Source organism: Longinema margulisiae (genome assembly GCF_025266855.1).
Lineage (GTDB): Bacteria > Spirochaetota > Brevinematia > Brevinematales > Thermospiraceae > Thermospira.
On sequence record NZ_CP053071.1, the window covers coordinates 1,294,773 to 1,311,097 of the forward strand.

At 46.9% G+C, this 16,325-nt stretch carries 15 protein-coding genes and 2 tRNA genes; 16 read left to right on the forward strand and 1 reads right to left on the reverse strand.

All coding sequences use genetic code 11. The features are described 5' to 3' along the window. The first annotated feature begins 1 nt into the window (after position 1). From BREVNS_RS05765 to BREVNS_RS05775, 3 genes are all read left to right on the forward strand, one after another. Complete coding sequence (locus BREVNS_RS05765; protein WP_483426073.1) at positions 2 to 265, forward strand: DUF3467 domain-containing protein; 264 nt, start codon at positions 2 to 4, stop codon at positions 263 to 265. Between the two features lie 115 nt (positions 266 to 380). Continuing rightward, positions 381 to 1,343, forward strand: coding sequence for a TNT domain-containing protein (locus tag BREVNS_RS05770; RefSeq protein WP_483426074.1), 963 nt, complete (start codon positions 381 to 383; stop codon positions 1,341 to 1,343). Positions 1,344 to 1,345: 2 nt separating this feature from the next. Next, positions 1,346 to 1,651 (forward strand): hypothetical protein, encoded by a 306-nt coding sequence (locus BREVNS_RS05775; protein ID WP_483426075.1) that lies wholly within the window; start codon positions 1,346 to 1,348, stop codon positions 1,649 to 1,651. Positions 1,652 to 1,787: 136 nt separating this feature from the next. Here the strand turns inward: BREVNS_RS05775 and BREVNS_RS05780 are convergent, their stop codons facing one another. Continuing rightward, positions 1,788 to 3,020: a hypothetical protein gene (locus BREVNS_RS05780; RefSeq protein ID WP_483426076.1), complete on the reverse strand. Its 1,233-nt coding sequence runs from the start codon at positions 3,018 to 3,020 to the stop codon at positions 1,788 to 1,790. A gap of 250 nt (positions 3,021 to 3,270) precedes the next feature. On the opposite strand from BREVNS_RS05780, the gene BREVNS_RS05785 reads away from it, so the two are divergent. The 13 genes from BREVNS_RS05785 (at position 3,271) to rpoC (ending at position 16,274) form a co-directional block, all read left to right on the forward strand. Next, positions 3,271 to 3,549 carry a DUF3467 domain-containing protein gene (locus BREVNS_RS05785; protein WP_483426077.1) on the forward strand — a complete coding sequence of 93 codons (279 nt, stop codon included), beginning with the start codon at positions 3,271 to 3,273 and terminating at the stop codon, positions 3,547 to 3,549. Positions 3,550 to 3,657: 108 nt separating this feature from the next. Then, the gene (locus BREVNS_RS05790; RefSeq protein WP_483426078.1) at positions 3,658 to 4,218 is read left to right on the forward strand and encodes a hypothetical protein; all 561 of its coding nucleotides are present in this window, start codon (positions 3,658 to 3,660) and stop codon (positions 4,216 to 4,218) included. A 978-nt stretch (positions 4,219 to 5,196) separates the two neighbouring features. Further along, positions 5,197 to 5,269: transfer RNA gene (locus BREVNS_RS05795), tRNA-Thr, on the forward strand. Positions 5,270 to 5,291: 22 nt separating this feature from the next. Continuing rightward, positions 5,292 to 5,447, forward strand: coding sequence for a 50S ribosomal protein L33 (gene rpmG / locus BREVNS_RS05800; protein WP_483426079.1), 156 nt, complete (start codon positions 5,292 to 5,294; stop codon positions 5,445 to 5,447). Between the two features lie 7 nt (positions 5,448 to 5,454). Beyond that, a tRNA-Trp gene (locus BREVNS_RS05805) sits at positions 5,455 to 5,527 on the forward strand. Positions 5,528 to 5,549: 22 nt separating this feature from the next. Beyond that, positions 5,550 to 5,795 carry a preprotein translocase subunit SecE gene (gene secE / locus BREVNS_RS05810; protein WP_483426080.1) on the forward strand — a complete coding sequence of 82 codons (246 nt, stop codon included), beginning with the start codon at positions 5,550 to 5,552 and terminating at the stop codon, positions 5,793 to 5,795. Positions 5,796 to 5,797: 2 nt separating this feature from the next. After that, positions 5,798 to 6,361, forward strand: coding sequence for a transcription termination/antitermination protein NusG (gene nusG, locus BREVNS_RS05815; RefSeq protein ID WP_483426081.1), 564 nt, complete (start codon positions 5,798 to 5,800; stop codon positions 6,359 to 6,361). A 21-nt stretch (positions 6,362 to 6,382) separates the two neighbouring features. Beyond that, positions 6,383 to 6,820 carry a 50S ribosomal protein L11 gene (rplK, locus tag BREVNS_RS05820; protein ID WP_483426082.1) on the forward strand — a complete coding sequence of 146 codons (438 nt, stop codon included), beginning with the start codon at positions 6,383 to 6,385 and terminating at the stop codon, positions 6,818 to 6,820. Position 6,821: 1 nt separating this feature from the next. Then, a complete protein-coding gene (gene rplA, locus BREVNS_RS05825; RefSeq protein ID WP_483426083.1) occupies positions 6,822 to 7,532 on the forward strand; it encodes a 50S ribosomal protein L1 in 711 nt (236 codons plus the stop codon). An 18-nt stretch (positions 7,533 to 7,550) separates the two neighbouring features. Further along, positions 7,551 to 8,072 carry a 50S ribosomal protein L10 gene (gene rplJ / locus BREVNS_RS05830; protein WP_483426084.1) on the forward strand — a complete coding sequence of 174 codons (522 nt, stop codon included), beginning with the start codon at positions 7,551 to 7,553 and terminating at the stop codon, positions 8,070 to 8,072. A 19-nt stretch (positions 8,073 to 8,091) separates the two neighbouring features. Next, positions 8,092 to 8,484: a 50S ribosomal protein L7/L12 gene (gene rplL, locus BREVNS_RS05835; RefSeq protein WP_483426085.1), complete on the forward strand. Its 393-nt coding sequence runs from the start codon at positions 8,092 to 8,094 to the stop codon at positions 8,482 to 8,484. Positions 8,485 to 8,600: 116 nt separating this feature from the next. After that, positions 8,601 to 12,155 carry a DNA-directed RNA polymerase subunit beta gene (gene rpoB / locus BREVNS_RS05840; RefSeq protein ID WP_483426086.1) on the forward strand — a complete coding sequence of 1,185 codons (3,555 nt, stop codon included), beginning with the start codon at positions 8,601 to 8,603 and terminating at the stop codon, positions 12,153 to 12,155. A gap of 21 nt (positions 12,156 to 12,176) precedes the next feature. Then, positions 12,177 to 16,274: a DNA-directed RNA polymerase subunit beta' gene (gene rpoC / locus BREVNS_RS05845; RefSeq protein WP_483426087.1), complete on the forward strand. Its 4,098-nt coding sequence runs from the start codon at positions 12,177 to 12,179 to the stop codon at positions 16,272 to 16,274. The last annotated feature ends 51 nt before the right edge of the window (positions 16,275 to 16,325 follow it).

Consider the following 16,325-nt stretch of genomic DNA (forward strand, 5'->3'; position numbering starts at 1 on the left):
AATGGCTAAGGAGCAAAATACAAATCTAAAAGTAAATTTTACCGATAGTGCGAGCAATGTAAGTTATAGCAACTTTGCCCTCATCAACAACAGTAGCGAAGAGTTTTTATTTGACTTTGGGAACATAACGCCGGGCAGGGAAGGGATAGAGATATTCAGTCGTATTGCGTTAAGCCCGAGGAATGCGAAGCTGTTTTTTCTTGCGCTTGGTGAGCGTGTGAGGGAGTATGAGAGGGCGTTTGGGGAGATAGAGGTGGAGAGGTAGGGGGTATAACCCTATTTCAGCCACAAGCGGCGGTTTTGGCTGAAACATGGTGATAGCTGATTGTGGTAGAAGTAGGGCCTGGGCAAACCGTGAGGCCACGGCGGAGGAGAAGGCGATGAGTCAGAGGATAAGGCAGGAGTGGGAGAAGAGGCAACAGTTGGAATCTCCGTGGCAGAAGATAGCGTCGCAGATACCAGGGACAAAGGAGTGGGGGGAGAAAGAAAGACATCCTTGGTATATGGGAGGGAGGGATGGAGAATTGAGGCCTTATACCTGGAGAAGTTGGCCTGTGATTCAATTTACAGGGGGGATAGTCAAAGGTGCAGGAAATATGGTGAAAGGTATAGTTGATATGGTGACTCATCCGATACAAACAGGGAAGAATATGTGGCAGGCGATAACCCATCCGAAAGAAACGTTAGGGAAAATAGGAGACGATTTAAATTATAGCTTTGAACACGGTTTCCCTGCGGCATTGAGGAAGTTTTTTAAAACTTCCTCAGGGGTTGTTGATTGGGAGAAAGCGGGGGAGGATGTGTTTACTGTAGGGACGGGCTTGTTTTCTTTGGTAAAAGGACCACAATTAGTGAGGGGAATAAGATATGAAGCTGGGTGTAGATATAGGCATCAGGTTGGGCGACAATTTATCAATACACGAACGAAAGTGGTAATATCAGAGGAAGCTCTTCCCTGGCCCGATGGAGAGGGGTTTGTGGCTGGGACAGAGGGTGTTTTTCGATTAAGGGTGGGGACAGTTTTAACCCGATACACTACAACGCCGGGGCGTGGTTCATATTTTGCGCCGAAAGGAACACCATATGTGAATAGAGGAATTCCGAAGAAATATCCCTATTATGAGGAGTATGTGGTGATGAAAGAGTTTTCTGTGAAGTATGGTCAGATAGCTCCGGTAAAGGAATTTGGTGGGGCAGGAGGTGGCTGGCAGTATAAGCTGGAATCCGATTTACTAAATTTAGATCAGAAACTAAAACAAAAATTAATAGACAGGGGAATAATTCAATGGTTGATGGAAGAAAAGTATCTTGAAAGAGTAAAATTAAAGAAAATAGGGGATTAAAAATGAAGGTAATTAAGGATTATAGAGAGAATAACAATAATCCTGTTAGGTTTGCTATAAGGGCAGAACAATACAGATATGATGTTGGAGGAAAGGAAACGACAAAGAAGATGATTTTTGAAGATTTTATGATATCTGAATGGATGAGATATATTAATATGAGAAAATATGAAGAATTTTTTTTACCTATGTGTGACGAAGAATTTAGAGAGATAATCAGTATATTTGATTTTGAATTTACAGAAAAGAAAGGAAAAATTTTTGATTACGTTTCCAACAGGAGACCTGAAAGAGAGAGAAAAGGATAAAGAAGTTACCCCTGGCTCAAAAGATTTTTGTCAACTGTAGTATACAGGGAACATTTTAGATAAACAAGTTTTTTCTGGGGAAAGTACCCTTTTTAGGCCATAAAACAGGGCAATAAGTACGTACCATCCCTATGTTTTATATCACATCCTGCCAGTAGACACCATCGATAGCCTCATCACGATTATAGTAGTAATGCAAACGCACAGCAAGAACATTGGTTGCCCCTTCTCTTTTCCATACCCCTACATCCATTCTCTGGTTTATGGTTCGCATCACCCGTTCTGCCCTTGAGGTTGTTCCTGGCAAACCATCTTCACTGTCACAGGCGAACATGTCTTTTTGAGCACGAAGAAGATAATAAAAACAATGTTTGCGCCCTTTTTCGTGAAATAAGTCAAGAAGATTCTGAATATGCTGTCTGCGCTCGCTTTGATAACCAAGTCTTGTTTGCCAGTCATTTTTGTACCCCAAGAAACAGGCTTTCCCTGTTTCAGCGACAATATTTGTCCACTCAGAAGAACGATATCTCACTCTATCAAGACGAAGAAAATACTTCAATTGATAACTTACATGCCACAAACATCGTTGAAAAACGATACCGGGATGTTTGCCCTGGTTAATCCCTGTATCTCCATCGACAACAAGAAAAAACCGAGAAAAAGAGTGTTTTTCTTGAATGGGCTTAAGAAGTTTGTCCCAACCTGCATGGTAATTATCCACAAGAAGGCCTGCTATTCTTGTATTTTTTCCTGTCAATGGGGAGGCTTGTTGCCTCTCCTGCAAAAGAATTTTAGCTTCTTCTCCTTTTTTCTTGCCCTGAACAGGAATACCCGTCCCATCGGCTTCTCCACAGGGTTTTTCTTTTTCTGAGATACTGAAATGTATCTTTCTCCCAATATTTTGAAGGTTTTTCCAGAGGGTGCTAAGACCTATTTTATACCCTGTGAAGGAAAGAATACGAGCGGCCACTCGATAGGTGGTAAGAGCCCCGGCTAAAGCCACTCTGTAGATATCTTTCAGGATTTGCCTTTTTCGCTTTTCTACACCAAGAAGAGATCTTGTGAGAAAAAGTTTTCTTCCACACTTTTTGCATTGAATTTGGAGCTGAGGAAGAGTGATCTTTCCAAAGGGCATCAGAACAAAAACAGTGTTTTTTCCATGCTTTGTTTTCCATATGAAGTGATGTTTTTCTCCGCATGTACAGGTGATACGACCTTCTTTTATTTCTTTTTCTGCCACTTCTACAGAAATCTGATGAACAAATGACTCAAACACTCCTTTGATGGCCTGGAGAAAAACCACCACTAACGTCTCAAGTTTTGTGTCAGGGTAGTCGATAGTCAAAGTGAAGGTGAATTCTTTACGCATGGGTTCCTCCTTGTGTCCTATTATCGGCCAGGGAGGAACTTTTTTTTGCTTTTCCTCATCTTCCCACTGCAGGTCTCCTGAAAAAAACGTTACCAAGTTTTCGCTTGAAAATTTCAAGAGGAGGTGGAAGATGTACTGGAAAGGGTTTGATTTATTCAGAGGGGTTATATGTCTTCTGGGACCGATAATGTTATTTTTGGGTGCTATACTTCATCAGGTGATTCTTTTGCGTGATGGAGGGTTTTAGGTTATGTCAAAAGAACAAAAGCAGAGGACACAAAGTCTTGAAGTTCGGTTTACAGAGAATTGTGAGGTTGTGGCTTACTCCAACTTTGCGCTTATCAACAATAGTAGCGAGGAGTTTTTCTTTGACTTTGGGACTGTAGCCCCCGGCAAAGAGGGGGTAGAGATTTTCAGCCGGGTGGCACTCTCTCCCCGGAATGCGAAGCTGTTTTTTCTTGCGCTTGGTGAGCGGGTGAGGGAGTATGAGAAGGCTTTTGGGGAGATAGAGGTGGAGGGGAGGTTATAGGCTCCGGCATGAGAAAGGAGGCCAACGACGGATTGAGAGGATCCCGATGAGCATGAGTGCGGGTATTGAGGAAATCAGAACCAATTTTTATAAATAAGGAGGAAAAAGATGAAGAAGGTTCTGTGGTTGTTGGGTTTTGTGGTGTCTATGGTGTTGTCCGTGAGTGGTTGCAAACAGAGTCTCACGAGAGAAGCGTATCTCAAAGGGGAACCAGGTGGCCCATGGGGTTATCTGTATGGGACAAGAGAACTGGTCCGCAAAGGGGTAAGCTTCAACCTGATGATGAGTTTGCAGATTGAACCACTTGAAGCAAATGGGGAGAAGCCCTTTTCGATTGGAGCGACCTCGGCAGAGAAAGGGTACTATTTTTATCGGGTCAAGCCGGGAAAATATGCGATAAAAGAATGGGGCGTGAGTGGTGGTGATAGTGGAGCAAAATCTTATCCTGTGGGGCATGTGTTTGAGGTAAGGGAGAATACGATTACTTATCTTGGGTACACGCTTTTTCTTCAGGAAGGTTTCACAAGGGATGGGTATGACTGGATTAGTTATACCCTTACTTCCAGTGATACGATGAAAGAAGATATGGAGATGCTGTACAGAGATATTCCAGAAACGAAGGAATTAAAGGTTTTGAACAAAGCATGGAAGTTTAGTTCAGAGAAATAGGAAGTATTCCCCCGCAGGATATCCTGCGGGGGAATGATAATGAATTTATTGAAAAAGGAGAGATGCCATGAAGAAAGTAAGGATATGGACGCTGGTTTTTGTTCTGTTAGGTGGGTGTATTTGTATGTCCTGTGGGGTTTTACAGGTCTTTTGTTTGAGAGAAGTGGAGAGCAGGGGTGTTGGTGAGACATGGGAATAGCAAGAGGCGTGGGGGGGTGGATAGAGAGAGGTTAAACGTTTAACCAATGAGGTGTTTAGCTGAAACATCGCCATAGCCTCTTTTCCGCCCCTGTCTGCGGTGCTTTCTAACAGAAGCCACCAGGGGAACACGTGCCCCGCGGACCTGGTGGGAGAAGGCCCTCCCTGGAGAAGGAGGCCCGTTCTTTTTTTACCCCCCCTTTTTTTTTTCTGTACCCCACTTCGACTTCGCTCAGGAGGCTCACCGGGCCGCTTTTGCGGTTATGAAAAGGGCCCTTTGGTTTCCGACGGGAAAGTCCTTTCGACGGGAGGACACAGGAGGTGTCCGTGGCGACATCTTTTGTTGCTTTTCCCCAAAAGCCCACCGAAGCGAAGCCGCGGGGACCCCGCTTTGGCGGGGAATCGGCGAAGCAAGGTGGGCGTTCTTCTTCCGATGTCAGGAGGACGAGTGGAGGTCGCCCACGGAGGAAGGACTTGCCCTCCCAGGAGAAACGTCCCCCATGGCCCGCAAAAGCGGCCCACCATCCGTCCGAGGCGCATGCGTAGCATGCGACGAGGACAGGGCTTTTCTTGAGCCGGTGCAGGGGCGGGGGCGGGGGTTCACAGGGGGGGGCTGTGGCCATTCCGGCAGGAGGCTGAAACAGGGTGAGATGGATTTCCCTTTTTCCCGGAGAGAGCGGAGAAACAATACAAATTTTTCAAATATTTTTTCTTTTCTTCTTCTCTTTTACTTGACAGGAGGCATACTTTTGGTATATAATATTGTTCCTAAAATTTTTTGCCCATATAGCTCAGTAGGTAGAGCACTTCCATGGTAAGGAAGGGGTCGGCGGTTCAATCCCGCCTGTGGGCTTATACAGAAAGGAGCAAGGCATATGGCTGAAATTGTTACCTTGGAATGTGAGGCTTGTGGGGAGAGAAACTACTCCACAACCAAAACGAAAACCATGATCCAGCAGCGGGTGAAGTTACATCTCAAGAAGTATTGTCCTCGCTGTCGGAAGCATGTGGCGCACAAAGAGGTGAAGTAGGTTTTACAGGTCAGTAGCTCAAGTGGTAGAGTAGCGGTCTCCAAAACCGTTGGTTGGGGGTTCGAGTCCCTCCTGGCCTGAATGTATAAAAAAGGGGTTGTCATGACGGCGGCATTGATGGGTTGGATTATCTTGGCTATCGCAGCGGTGATTATCGGGATTATTGTCTTGGTTAATCGTTCTTTTGTGGTGGAGTCACTTCGGGAGCTTCGTAATGTGACCTGGCCCACAAAGGAATTTGCTATTCAGGGTGCCTGGGTGACGGTTGTCTTTATTTTAGTGCTTGCTACCTTTTTGGCCCTCATTGATTGGGGTGTCAATAGTCTTATGATCTGGTTGGTGAAATAGCCATGGCACGTGGATGGTATGTGATTCAGGTGAATACAGGCTTCGAGAAAAAGGTTTACAGGGATCTTGAAGCCAAGAAAAATCAGGATGTGTTGCGCAATGTTCTTTTGAATGTGCGGCTTCCTGAAGAAGAATATGTAGTCGAACGCAAAGGCAAAAAGATAGAAAAAAAGCGGCTCCTGTATCCAGGATATGTACTGGTGGAGCTGGATATTCCTGAGGATGAAGTTGAGTGGAAGGAAGTCTATACGGCGATCCGGAGCATCAATGGAGTGAATATGTTTCTCTCCTCAGGAGGTGGAAACAAACGCCCGAAGCCTCTCTCCTATGATGAGGTAAAACAGATCTTTGAACAGACAGGAGAGATCAAGTCGTTTGGTGGAAAACTGGAAAGTGTGTACTCGGTGGGTGATCGGGTGAAGGTGATGGATGGTGCTTTTGCTGGTTTTGAAGGCGAAGTGCTTGAAGTCATCTCTGACAAAAATATGCTGGCTGTCTCGGTAGAAATATTTGGGCGACTTGTTCGCCTGGAACTGGAGTATACCCAGGTCCAAAAAATCGGTTGAGATTAAGGTAAGGAGAATCGCATGGCTGCGCCAAAGAAAAAGAAAATCAAAGCAGTGGTCAAATTGCAGCTTCCTGCGGGTCAGGCGAATCCTGCTCCTCCGGTGGGTACCGCTTTAGGTCCTCACGGTGTGCCTCTCATGGATTTCTGTAAGCAGTTCAATGAGGCCACAAAAGACAAAGCAGGGTTTGTGATTCCGGTGATTGTCGAGGTGTATGAGGACAGAACATTCTCATTTGTGACCAAGACGCCTCCGGCTTCCAACCTGATCAAAAAGGAGCTTGGTATTGAGAGTGGGTCTGGTGCTCCCAACAAGCAAAAGGTAGGGAAACTCACCAAGGCTCAGCTTCAGAAGATTGCAGAGATCAAGATGCCCGACCTGAATGCCAAGAGCCTTGAGGCTGCCATGAGGATTATCGCTGGAACGGCACGGAATATGGGTGTTGAGGTGGAGGAATAGTATGAAGGTTTTGAAGAAAAACGGGATTGTTTATAAAGGGTTCAAGCGATATCTTTCGTTGGTTGAGAAATATGATCTGACCAAGTCGTATTCCGTGGAAGAGGCTTGTGCCCTGGTAAAAGAGTTGGCCACGGCCAAGTTTGATGAGCCGATTCGCTTGAGTTATCACCTCAACATCAAACAAAAGCACACCATCCGGGATGTGTTAGTGATGCCTCATTCCATTGGAAAGCAGGTGCGTGTTCTTGTGTTTGCGACGGGAGAAAAGGCTGCTGAGGCTCAGAAGGCTGGTGCTGATTACGTCGGGGCTGAGGATCTGGTCGAAAAGATTGCTGGTGGCTGGATGGAATTTGATGCCGTGCTTGCTACTCCTGATATGATGAAGATCCTTGGGAAGATTGCTCCTATCCTTGGTCGTGCCAAAATGATGCCCAACCCAAAAACCGGTACGGTGACTATGGACATTGAAAAGGGTGTCAAGGAGTTCAAGGCCGGTAAGGTAGAGGTTCGGGCTGACAAGACGGGTAACGTGCACGTGGTTGTTGGACGTAAATCTCTTGAGACATCCAAGCTTGTGGAAAATGTGTTGGCTGTGCATCATGTGATCATGAAGAACAAGCCAAGCGATCTCAAGGGTGATTACATTGCGACGATGGTGCTTTCGCCTACGATGGGCCCGGCGGTCAAGGTTGATTACAAAAAAATCTCCTAAGAGTGAAGGAAGGTGAGTATGCCAAAACAGTGGAAGGTCGATCTTGTTCAGGATATGGTGGAGAAGCTTGCCCAGATGGATGGGCTGGTGGTGCTCAACTTTTCCGGTGTCACTGTTCAGGAGATGGAGGAACTTCGTCGTCAGATTGAAAAGAATGGTGGCAGGGCAAAGGTGATGAAAAACCGCCTTCTTCAGAAGGTTCTTGAGGCAAGAAATGTGACCGGCATGAAAGACTATCTCAAAGGGATGTCTCTCGTGGTGTATGCTGATCAGGATATTCTTTCTGTCTTGAAGGTGGTGGTAGAGGCTGTCAAGGGCAATGAGAAGTTTTCTCTCAAGGCTGGATATCTTGATGGACAGGTTATGGATGCGAAGGGTGTGACCGAGATGTCCAAGGTGCCTTCGAGAAAGGAACTTCTCGCGATGATTGCTGGCGGTCTCAATGGTGTCATCGGAAGTTTTGCTGGTGCCTTGAATTCTATTCTCGTAACCTTTGTGGGAACTATCGAGGCACTTGAGAAAAAGCAAGAAGGAAAATAATCTATTAAGGAGAGAATATATGTCGGACAAGATTACTCAGGTGATTGATTTGATTTCGAATATGACGGTTCTTGAACTCAATGAGCTTCGCAAGGCTATTGAAGAGAAATTTGATGTGAAGGCTGCTGCTCCTGTGGCTTTTGCTGGTCCTATGCCCGCGGCTGCTGGTGGTGGTGCTGCCGCTGCTGCTGAAGAGCCTTCCACAGTTTCTATTTTCATCAAGGATCCTGGTGCGAAGAAGATTGAGGTTATCAAGGTGGTTCGTGAGCTCACCGGTCTTGGCCTCAAGGAAGCCAAGGATCTCGTTGAGAGTGGTGGCAAGACTCCTGTGAAGGAAAACGTAGAGAAGGCTGAGGGCGACAAGATCAAAGCCGCTCTGGAAGCTGCCGGTGCTGTGGTTGAGGTTAAGTAACTTTCTGTCTTGCGCTCAGGTTTGCTCGTTAGGTTTGTGAATATCCCCCTTCTTTTCTTCCGAGAAAAGAAGGGGATGTTGTATTTATACCATAAAATACAAAAATGGAGAAATCTATGTCGATAAAGCCACAGAGGGTGAGTTTCTCTCAGAGACGGGAATGGACAGATCTCCCCGATCTTTTAGAGATTCAACTCAAGGCCTATGAAGACTTTTTGCAGGCCAATGTTGATCCTGCAAAGAGGGAAAAGAAGGGACTCGAGTTAGTTTTCCGGACGTTTTTTCCTATTGAGCTTTCATCGCAGGGGCGTAAAGGGGGAGAGCCTGATATCGTTATTGATTATGTGCGATATGATCTTGACAAGCCTCGCTATACGGAAAGCGAGTGTTTCGATAAAAACCTCACCTATGCCCTTCCTCTCAAGGCTGTGTTCCGGGTAATCAATCGGAAGACCGGCGAAATCAAAGAAAAGGATATTTATATCGGTGATTTTCCTCTGATGACCCCTCGTGGGACGTTTATTATCAATGGGGCTGAGCGAGTGGTTATCAACCAGATCTACAAGTCTCCAGGTGTGCTTTTTGCCTATAAAAATAGAGAATTTTCTTCAAAGATTGTGCCTGAAAAGGGTGCGTGGCTTGAGTTTATTCTTGACAAACGCAAGGACCTCATGTATGTTCGGGTGGATGCTCGTCGCAAGATCTTGGTTTCTGTATTCCTCCGTGCCCTCGGGATGTCCACCAATGAGATGGTGAGTGCCTTTTTCAAGACAAGAAAGCTGGACCTCAACAAGGTGGAGAAAAACGATGCCATCACCAAACTGGTCGGAAAATATTTGGCCCAGGATGTGGTGGATGCAGACGGGAATATTCTCATCGGGGCGGTTGAAAAACTCACCCCCAACTACGTAAACCTTCTCTACCAGAAGGGTATTCAGTTTATTCATATCATTGATCCTCGCTCAGCATTGGAGAACAAGCCATTTCTCCTCACACTTGAGAAGGACGATGCCAAAGATAACTTCCAGAAGTCTATCAAAAAGGTGTACTCTGTGCTTCATCCAGGGGAAGCGGCTTCTGTGGATGCGATTGTCAAAGAGCTTCAGAATATGTTCTTCCATCCCAAGTTTTATGATTTAGGAGAGGTGGGACGCTACAAGATGGTGCTGAAGCTGTATCCTGAGCTTTCTCCGGAGGAGAAGCAGGCTCTGGTGGAACAGAGAACCCTTTCCTTTGAAGATATCAATCGAACCCTTCAGCATCTCTTGAAGGTGGCCACAGGCAAAGAACCCCTTGATGATGTGGATCATCTCGGGAACCGTCGTGTGCGAAATGTGAACGAGCTTTTGGTGAACCAGCTTCTGCAGGCTTTTGCCAAGGTGGAAAGGGCTATTCATGAGAAGTTTTTGAGTCGGGACAATGAGGATATTTCTCCCCAGAGTCTCATTGCGATCAAGCCTATTGTCTCAGCTATCAATGACTTCTTCGGGATGAGTCAGCTTTCTCAGTTTATGGACCAGACCAACCCCTTGTCTGAGCTTACCCACAAACGTCGTCTCTCTGCTCTTGGTCCTGGAGGACTTTCCAGGGATAGGGCGGGATTTGAGGTGCGAGACGTGCACAATACGCACTATGGAAGGGTTTGTCCTATTGAAACCCCAGAAGGTCCCAATATTGGTCTCATTGTGTCTCTCTCTACCTACGCACGGGTAAACCAATATGGGTTTATTGAAACCCCCTATGTGGTGGTCAAAAATGGCAAGGTGACGGGAGAGGTACACTATCTCTCGGCCACAGAAGAGGAAGTCTTTTATATCGCTCAGGCAAACACCGTGTTGACGGATGATTATACCATCAGAGACGAACTGGTGGAAGCCCGTTATAAAGGCGAATTTATGCTTGTGGAACGGGAGAAGATCCAGTACATGGATATTTCTCCCAAACAGATCCTTTCTGTTTCGGCAGCGCTTATTCCCTTCATTGAACATGATGACGCGAACCGAGCCCTCATGGGATCCAACATGCAGCGTCAGGCAGTACCTCTTCTCAGATTAGAACCTCCCATCGTGGGGACAGGGATGGAGTATTATGCCGCCCGTGATTCAAGGGCTATCGTGGTCTCCGGAGTGGACGGTGTGGTGAAGAAGGTAGATTCCACCATGGTGGTGGTAGAGGATAACAAAGGAAAGCTCCACGAGTATCCTTTGATGAAATTCCGAAGAACCAACCAGGATACGGCCTACAACCAGAAACCTGTGGTTAGTGCTGGAGACAAGGTCAAGGTTGGCGATCTCCTTGCAGATGGTTTTGCCACTTCCAATGGGGAACTTGCCCTTGGAAAGAACGTGGTGGTGGCCTTCATGCCCTGGAATGGGTATAACTACGAAGATGCTGTTCTCATCAGCCAGAGGCTTCTCAAGGATGATGAGTTTACTTCTATCTACATGACAGTTTTTGAGTGCAAGGCTGTGGAAACCAAATTGGGAAGTGAAATGATTACCATTGATATTCCCAATGTAGGAGAAGACGCTCTCAGAAATCTTGATGAGAATGGTATTATCCGTGTTGGGGCCTATGTGAAACCAGGAGACATCCTGGTGGGCAAGGTAACCCCGAAGAATGAACCAAGTGAGACACCTGAGTTCAGGCTTCTCCATGCTATCTTTGGAGAAAAGGCCAAGGAAGTGAAGGATACCTCTCTTCGTGTGCCCAATGGAGAGGGTGGCGTTGTGGTGGACGTCAAGGTCTTCTCATCTGAGGAAAAGGATGATCTTCCTCCCGGTGTTCTCAAGATGGTCAAGGTGTATATTGCCAAGAAACGCAAAATCAAACCTGGTGATAAAGTGGCCGGACGTCACGGAAACAAGGGTGTGATTTCCCGTGTTCTTCCAGAAGAGGATATGCCTTTCCTCCCTGATGGAACGCCGGTGGATATTGTGCTCAATCCTCTTGGTGTGCCGAGCCGTATGAATATTGGTCAGCTTTTTGAGACCATTCTTGGTCTTGCTGGTCTCAAACTTCATAGACACTATGAATGTGGGGTGTTTGAAGGGGCTACGCTTGAGCAGATTGAGCATGAGATAGAAGAGGCCAACAAAAAGATTCGAGAGGATCTTTACAAAGAACGCAAACAGTATGGTGAGACGGATGAAGAGATTGAGCGTTATTTTGAGATGGTCAAACTCCCCAAAACAGGAAAATACAGGCTCCGGGATGGACTCACCGGTGAGTATTTTGAAAATCCTGTATTTGTTGGGGTGATGTACATGCTTAAACTCCATCACATGGTTGATGACAAGATTCATGCTCGATCGGTTGGACCGTATGCCCTTGTCACCCAGCAGCCTCTTCGTGGAAAGGCTAACTTTGGTGGTCAGCGACTCGGAGAGATGGAAGTCTGGGCTCTTGAGGCGTATGGCGCCGCCAATCTGCTCCAGGAGATGCTCACCATCAAGTCAGATGATACTGAAGGACGCGTGAAGGTTTACGAGGGAATTATCAAGGCGAAGTATCTCAACTACATGGGTGTACCGGAGTCGTTCAATGTGCTGGTTCAGGAACTCAAGGGTCTTGCTCTGGATGTGCGCGTGTACGACCAGAAGGGCCAGCGCATCTATTTGAATGACCGTGAACGAGAGATTAACGATGCCACAAAATTCCATCTGGTATAATGTGGGGAAGGAGACGGGGATATGAAGATATCATCAGCATTTGGTTCGATTTCGATACAATTGGCCTCACCTGAGCTTATCAAAAAGACGGCCTATGGTGAGGTAAAGAAAGCCGATACCATCGGGTATAGAACCCAGAAACCTGATAGGGATGGGCTTTTCTGTGAGAGGATTTTTGGGCCTATCAAGGATTATGAATGTAATTGTGGGAAGTTCAAGTCCATCCGGTACAAGGGCGTGATATGTGACCGCTGTGGTGTGGAGATTACCGAATCCAAGGTCCGCCGTCAGAGAACAGGGTATATTGCTCTGGCTACACCGGTGGCGCATATCTGGTATTACCGGATTGTGCCAAGCAAATTGGCGTTGATTTTGGATATTTCTTCGGCCGATGTGCAGAGTATTCTCTATTTTGAGAAGTACATTGTGATTGATCCCGGTGAAACGGATCTTCTTCCGAAGCAAGTGCTCACCGATGATGAGTATGAAGATTACCGGGAAAAGTACCAGGAAACCTTTGTGGCTGATACCGGAGCTATTGCTATCAAAAAGATCCTGCAGAATATGGACTTAGATAGCGAGATTAGTCTCCTTCGCTCTGAGATTACAGGCAAGGCAAGTTCCAAGGTGGACAAGAAAGTCCTGAAGCGCCTCGAGCTTTTAGAGGAGATCCGTGCTTCTGGAAATAAGCTCGAGTGGATGATTCTCGATGTGATTCCTGTGATTCCGCCGGATCTTCGTCCTATGGTGGCTCTTGAGGGTGGGCGTTTCGCAAGTTCTGATATCAATGAACTCTACAGACAGCTCATCAACCGAAATAACCGACTGAAGAGGCTTTTGTCGCTTCACTCTCCTGATCTTATTGTGAAAAATGAGATGCGAATGGTTCAAGATGCGGTGGATTCGCTTTTTGACAACTCTCGTCGCTCTCATCCAAAGACCGGTTCTGGAGATAGACCTCTCAAGTCACTCTCTGATATCCTGAAAGGGAAACAGGGACGTTTTCGTCAGAACCTCCTGGGTAAACGTGTGGACTACTCTGGTCGTTCGGTGATTGTGGTAGGACCTAACCTCAAGCTTCACCAGTGTGGACTTCCCAAGCTGATGGCCCTTGAGCTTTTCAAACCGTTTGTGATGCGTGGGCTCACTGAGCAGGGATATGCCCATAATATCAAGGCAGCCAAGCGCATGATTGAGAGTGAGCATGAGGTGGTATGGGCTATTCTTGAGGAGGTGGTGAAGGATCATCCTGTGCTTCTCAACCGTGCTCCTACCCTTCACAGGCTTGGTATTCAGGCTTTTGAACCTGTGCTTATTGAAGAAAAGGCTATTCAGCTCCATCCGCTTGTTTGTCATGCGTACAACGCCGACTTCGATGGAGACCAGATGGCGGTTCATGTGCCACTCACACCTGAAGCCCAGATCGAGGCCTGGATGCTTATGCTCTCCTCTCGTAACCTCCTCAACCCTGCGAATGGAAAGCCCATTGTGTATCCTACCCAGGATATGGTGCTTGGTATTTATTATCTCACCAAGCCGGCTATTCGGGATGAGAAGGCTCCTCTCAAGGCCTTTGATAGTTATGAAGAGATTCTGTTGAATCTTGATCGCAAGATTATTCGTCTCAATGATACCATCCGCTATAAATTCAATGGAGAGTGGATAGAAACCACCGTTGGTCGGGTTATCTTCAACGAGATTGTGCCTGAGAAACTTCGCTTTGTGAATGATACCCTCACAGGAAAGAAGATTGAGGCTTTGATTGCCCAGTGTTATAGGCTGTATGGTATCAAAGAGACAGCGTTCTTCCTTGATGATCTCAAGGCGATTGGGTACAAGTATGCTACCCTTGGTGGTATGACCATCTCGCTTGCCGATGTGGAGATCCCAGAGGCCAAGTATGAGATTGTGAGCAAAACAGAAAAGGAAATTGAAAAGATTGAACAGAACGCCAAGAAAGGGCTTATTACCCCTGAAGAGCGTTATAACCAGGTGATTGACTACTGGGCAACGGCTAACGAAAAGATCAAAAAGATGGTGGAAGAGGCTCTCAAGAAGAGTCAGGGTGGATTTAACCCTCTGTATGTGATGATGGACTCGGGAGCTCGTGGTAGCCGTGAACAGATTCGTCAGCTTGCTGGTATGCGAGGTCTCATGGCAAAACCCAGTGGAGATATTATTGAACTCGCTATTAAATCGAACTTCAAAGAGGGTCTCTCGGTGCTTGAGTACTTTATTTCCAGCCATGGAGCTCGAAAAGGTCTCGCTGATACCGCTCTCAAAACAGCTGATGCTGGATACCTTACCCGAAAACTGGTGGATATTGCTCAGGATGTGGTGGTAACCGAACATGACTGTGGTACGGTACGCGGTCTTGATATTGGGGCTATTCGGGAAGGAGATGAGATTATTCAGCCACTCAAGGACCGTATCCTCGGCAAGGTGGCTCTCACCAATGTGTATGATCCTCGAACGGGAGAATTGATTGCCAAGGCCAATGAGGTTCTCGATGAGGACAAGGTCACTCGTATAGAAGAGGCAGGTATTGAAACAGTTCGTATCCGGAGTGTACTCACCTGTGAGGCTCAGCGTGGGGTATGTGCCCTCTGTTATGGATGGGATCTCTCGGTGAAACGGCTCGTGAATATTGGTGAGGCTGTGGGTATTATTGCGGCAGAGTCTATTGGACAGCCGGGTACCCAGCTTACCATGAGAACCTTCCATATTGGTGGTGTGGCGGCTGCTCAGCTTGAAGAGAATCAGCTCAAGCTTAACTATGATGCGGTCATTGTGAATATGCCTGAGAACCTGATTGAGCGTGAGTTTGAAAATAGACCCGCTCGCATCTGTGCCCGAAAGGGGTACATCAATGTTCGCAAGATTCTCAAGAGTTATTCGGTCAAAGATATTGCGCCTGGTGTTGATGTAGCTGCCCTTCATGGGAAAGAGTTCTTCAGTGAAACACCGCTCTTTACCCTTGTGGACGGAACAGAAGCCAAGTTTGGGCGAAAGGTAGTTGTCTACGTGAAGGATGATATGGTGTATATTACTGAGGCCAACACGTATGAGTATAATCTCAAGATAGGTTCCTTTATCTTCTACAAGGTTGGTGATGTGGTACAGAGAGGAACAGAGATTGCTCGTTTTGACCCCTACAATGACCTCTACATTGCCGAAAAAGGTGGCCGTGTGGCCTATGCTGTGGATGTGGTAGATGGTGTAGAGACGCCAAACAAGAACCTGATTCTCATTGTGAACGAGAATGGGGAGACAGTAGAACACTTCACCGTCATGGCAGGTACCCAGCTTGCCGTAGAAGAAGGGACAATAGTCAAACCCGGTGATGTGGTGGCTCGAAGACCTCTTGCAAAACGACGAACCAAAGATATTATTGGAGGTCTTCCTCGTGTGACGGAACTCTTTGAGTCCCGCAAGCCAAAAGTGGCTACCGTGATTGCCAAGGTACGTGGTGTGGTGGAAACTGTGGAACAGCGAAAAGGAAAATACGTGGTAGGTATTCGTGCGAAGAATGGCGAGATCTTCAACCATGTGATTCCATTGGGAAGAAATATCTACGTCCGTGTTGGGGACAAGGTCAATGCAGGAGAGCCCCTCTGTGATGGTGTGGTGAGCTCCCATGATATCCTGAGAGTCCTTGGATATACCGCGGTGAATGAATTCCTGCTTGATGAGATTCAGGAAGTGTACCGACTCCAGGGTGTGGATATCAGTGAGAAGCACATCAGTGTGGTCATCCGGCAGATGCTCCGAAAGGTAGAGGTAATAGAGCCAGGTGATACCAACTTCATTATGGGACAGCTGGTGGAAAAGAACCAGTTCTATGCCGAAAACGCCCGTGTGTTTGAGCAGGGTGGTCAGCCGGCAAAATCCCGTCCGGTCCTTCTTGGTCTTACCAAGGCTTCTTTGCTTACCACGAGCTTCCTCTCGGCGGCTTCGTTCCAGGAGACTCCCAAGGTGCTTTCCAGTGCAGCTCTCAGAAAGGCCGTGGACAAGCTGGAAGGACTCAAGGAGAACCTGGTGGTTGGACAGCTTGTTCCTGCAGGAACGGGTATCCGGGCCTATCAGAATATCAAGATCAAGATCAAAGAGAAGGCATAACCAAAACCCCCTGGCACAGGATGTCAGGGGGTTTTTTCATCAAACTCAGGA

Coding starts and splice junctions, on each gene's coding strand:
- BREVNS_RS05765 (WP_483426073.1), top strand. CDS start 2: ATGGCTAAGGAGCAAAATACAAATCTAAAAGTAAATTTTACCGATAGT.
- BREVNS_RS05770 (WP_483426074.1), top strand. CDS start 381: ATGAGTCAGAGGATAAGGCAGGAGTGGGAGAAGAGGCAACAGTTGGAA.
- BREVNS_RS05775 (WP_483426075.1), top strand. CDS start 1,346: ATGAAGGTAATTAAGGATTATAGAGAGAATAACAATAATCCTGTTAGG.
- BREVNS_RS05780 (WP_483426076.1), bottom strand. CDS start 3,020: ATGCGTAAAGAATTCACCTTCACTTTGACTATCGACTACCCTGACACA.
- BREVNS_RS05785 (WP_483426077.1), top strand. CDS start 3,271: ATGTCAAAAGAACAAAAGCAGAGGACACAAAGTCTTGAAGTTCGGTTT.
- BREVNS_RS05790 (WP_483426078.1), top strand. CDS start 3,658: ATGAAGAAGGTTCTGTGGTTGTTGGGTTTTGTGGTGTCTATGGTGTTG.
- rpmG (WP_483426079.1), top strand. CDS start 5,292: ATGGCTGAAATTGTTACCTTGGAATGTGAGGCTTGTGGGGAGAGAAAC.
- secE (WP_483426080.1), top strand. CDS start 5,550: ATGACGGCGGCATTGATGGGTTGGATTATCTTGGCTATCGCAGCGGTG.
- nusG (WP_483426081.1), top strand. CDS start 5,798: ATGGCACGTGGATGGTATGTGATTCAGGTGAATACAGGCTTCGAGAAA.
- rplK (WP_483426082.1), top strand. CDS start 6,383: ATGGCTGCGCCAAAGAAAAAGAAAATCAAAGCAGTGGTCAAATTGCAG.
- rplA (WP_483426083.1), top strand. CDS start 6,822: ATGAAGGTTTTGAAGAAAAACGGGATTGTTTATAAAGGGTTCAAGCGA.
- rplJ (WP_483426084.1), top strand. CDS start 7,551: ATGCCAAAACAGTGGAAGGTCGATCTTGTTCAGGATATGGTGGAGAAG.
- rplL (WP_483426085.1), top strand. CDS start 8,092: ATGTCGGACAAGATTACTCAGGTGATTGATTTGATTTCGAATATGACG.
- rpoB (WP_483426086.1), top strand. CDS start 8,601: ATGTCGATAAAGCCACAGAGGGTGAGTTTCTCTCAGAGACGGGAATGG.
- rpoC (WP_483426087.1), top strand. CDS start 12,177: ATGAAGATATCATCAGCATTTGGTTCGATTTCGATACAATTGGCCTCA.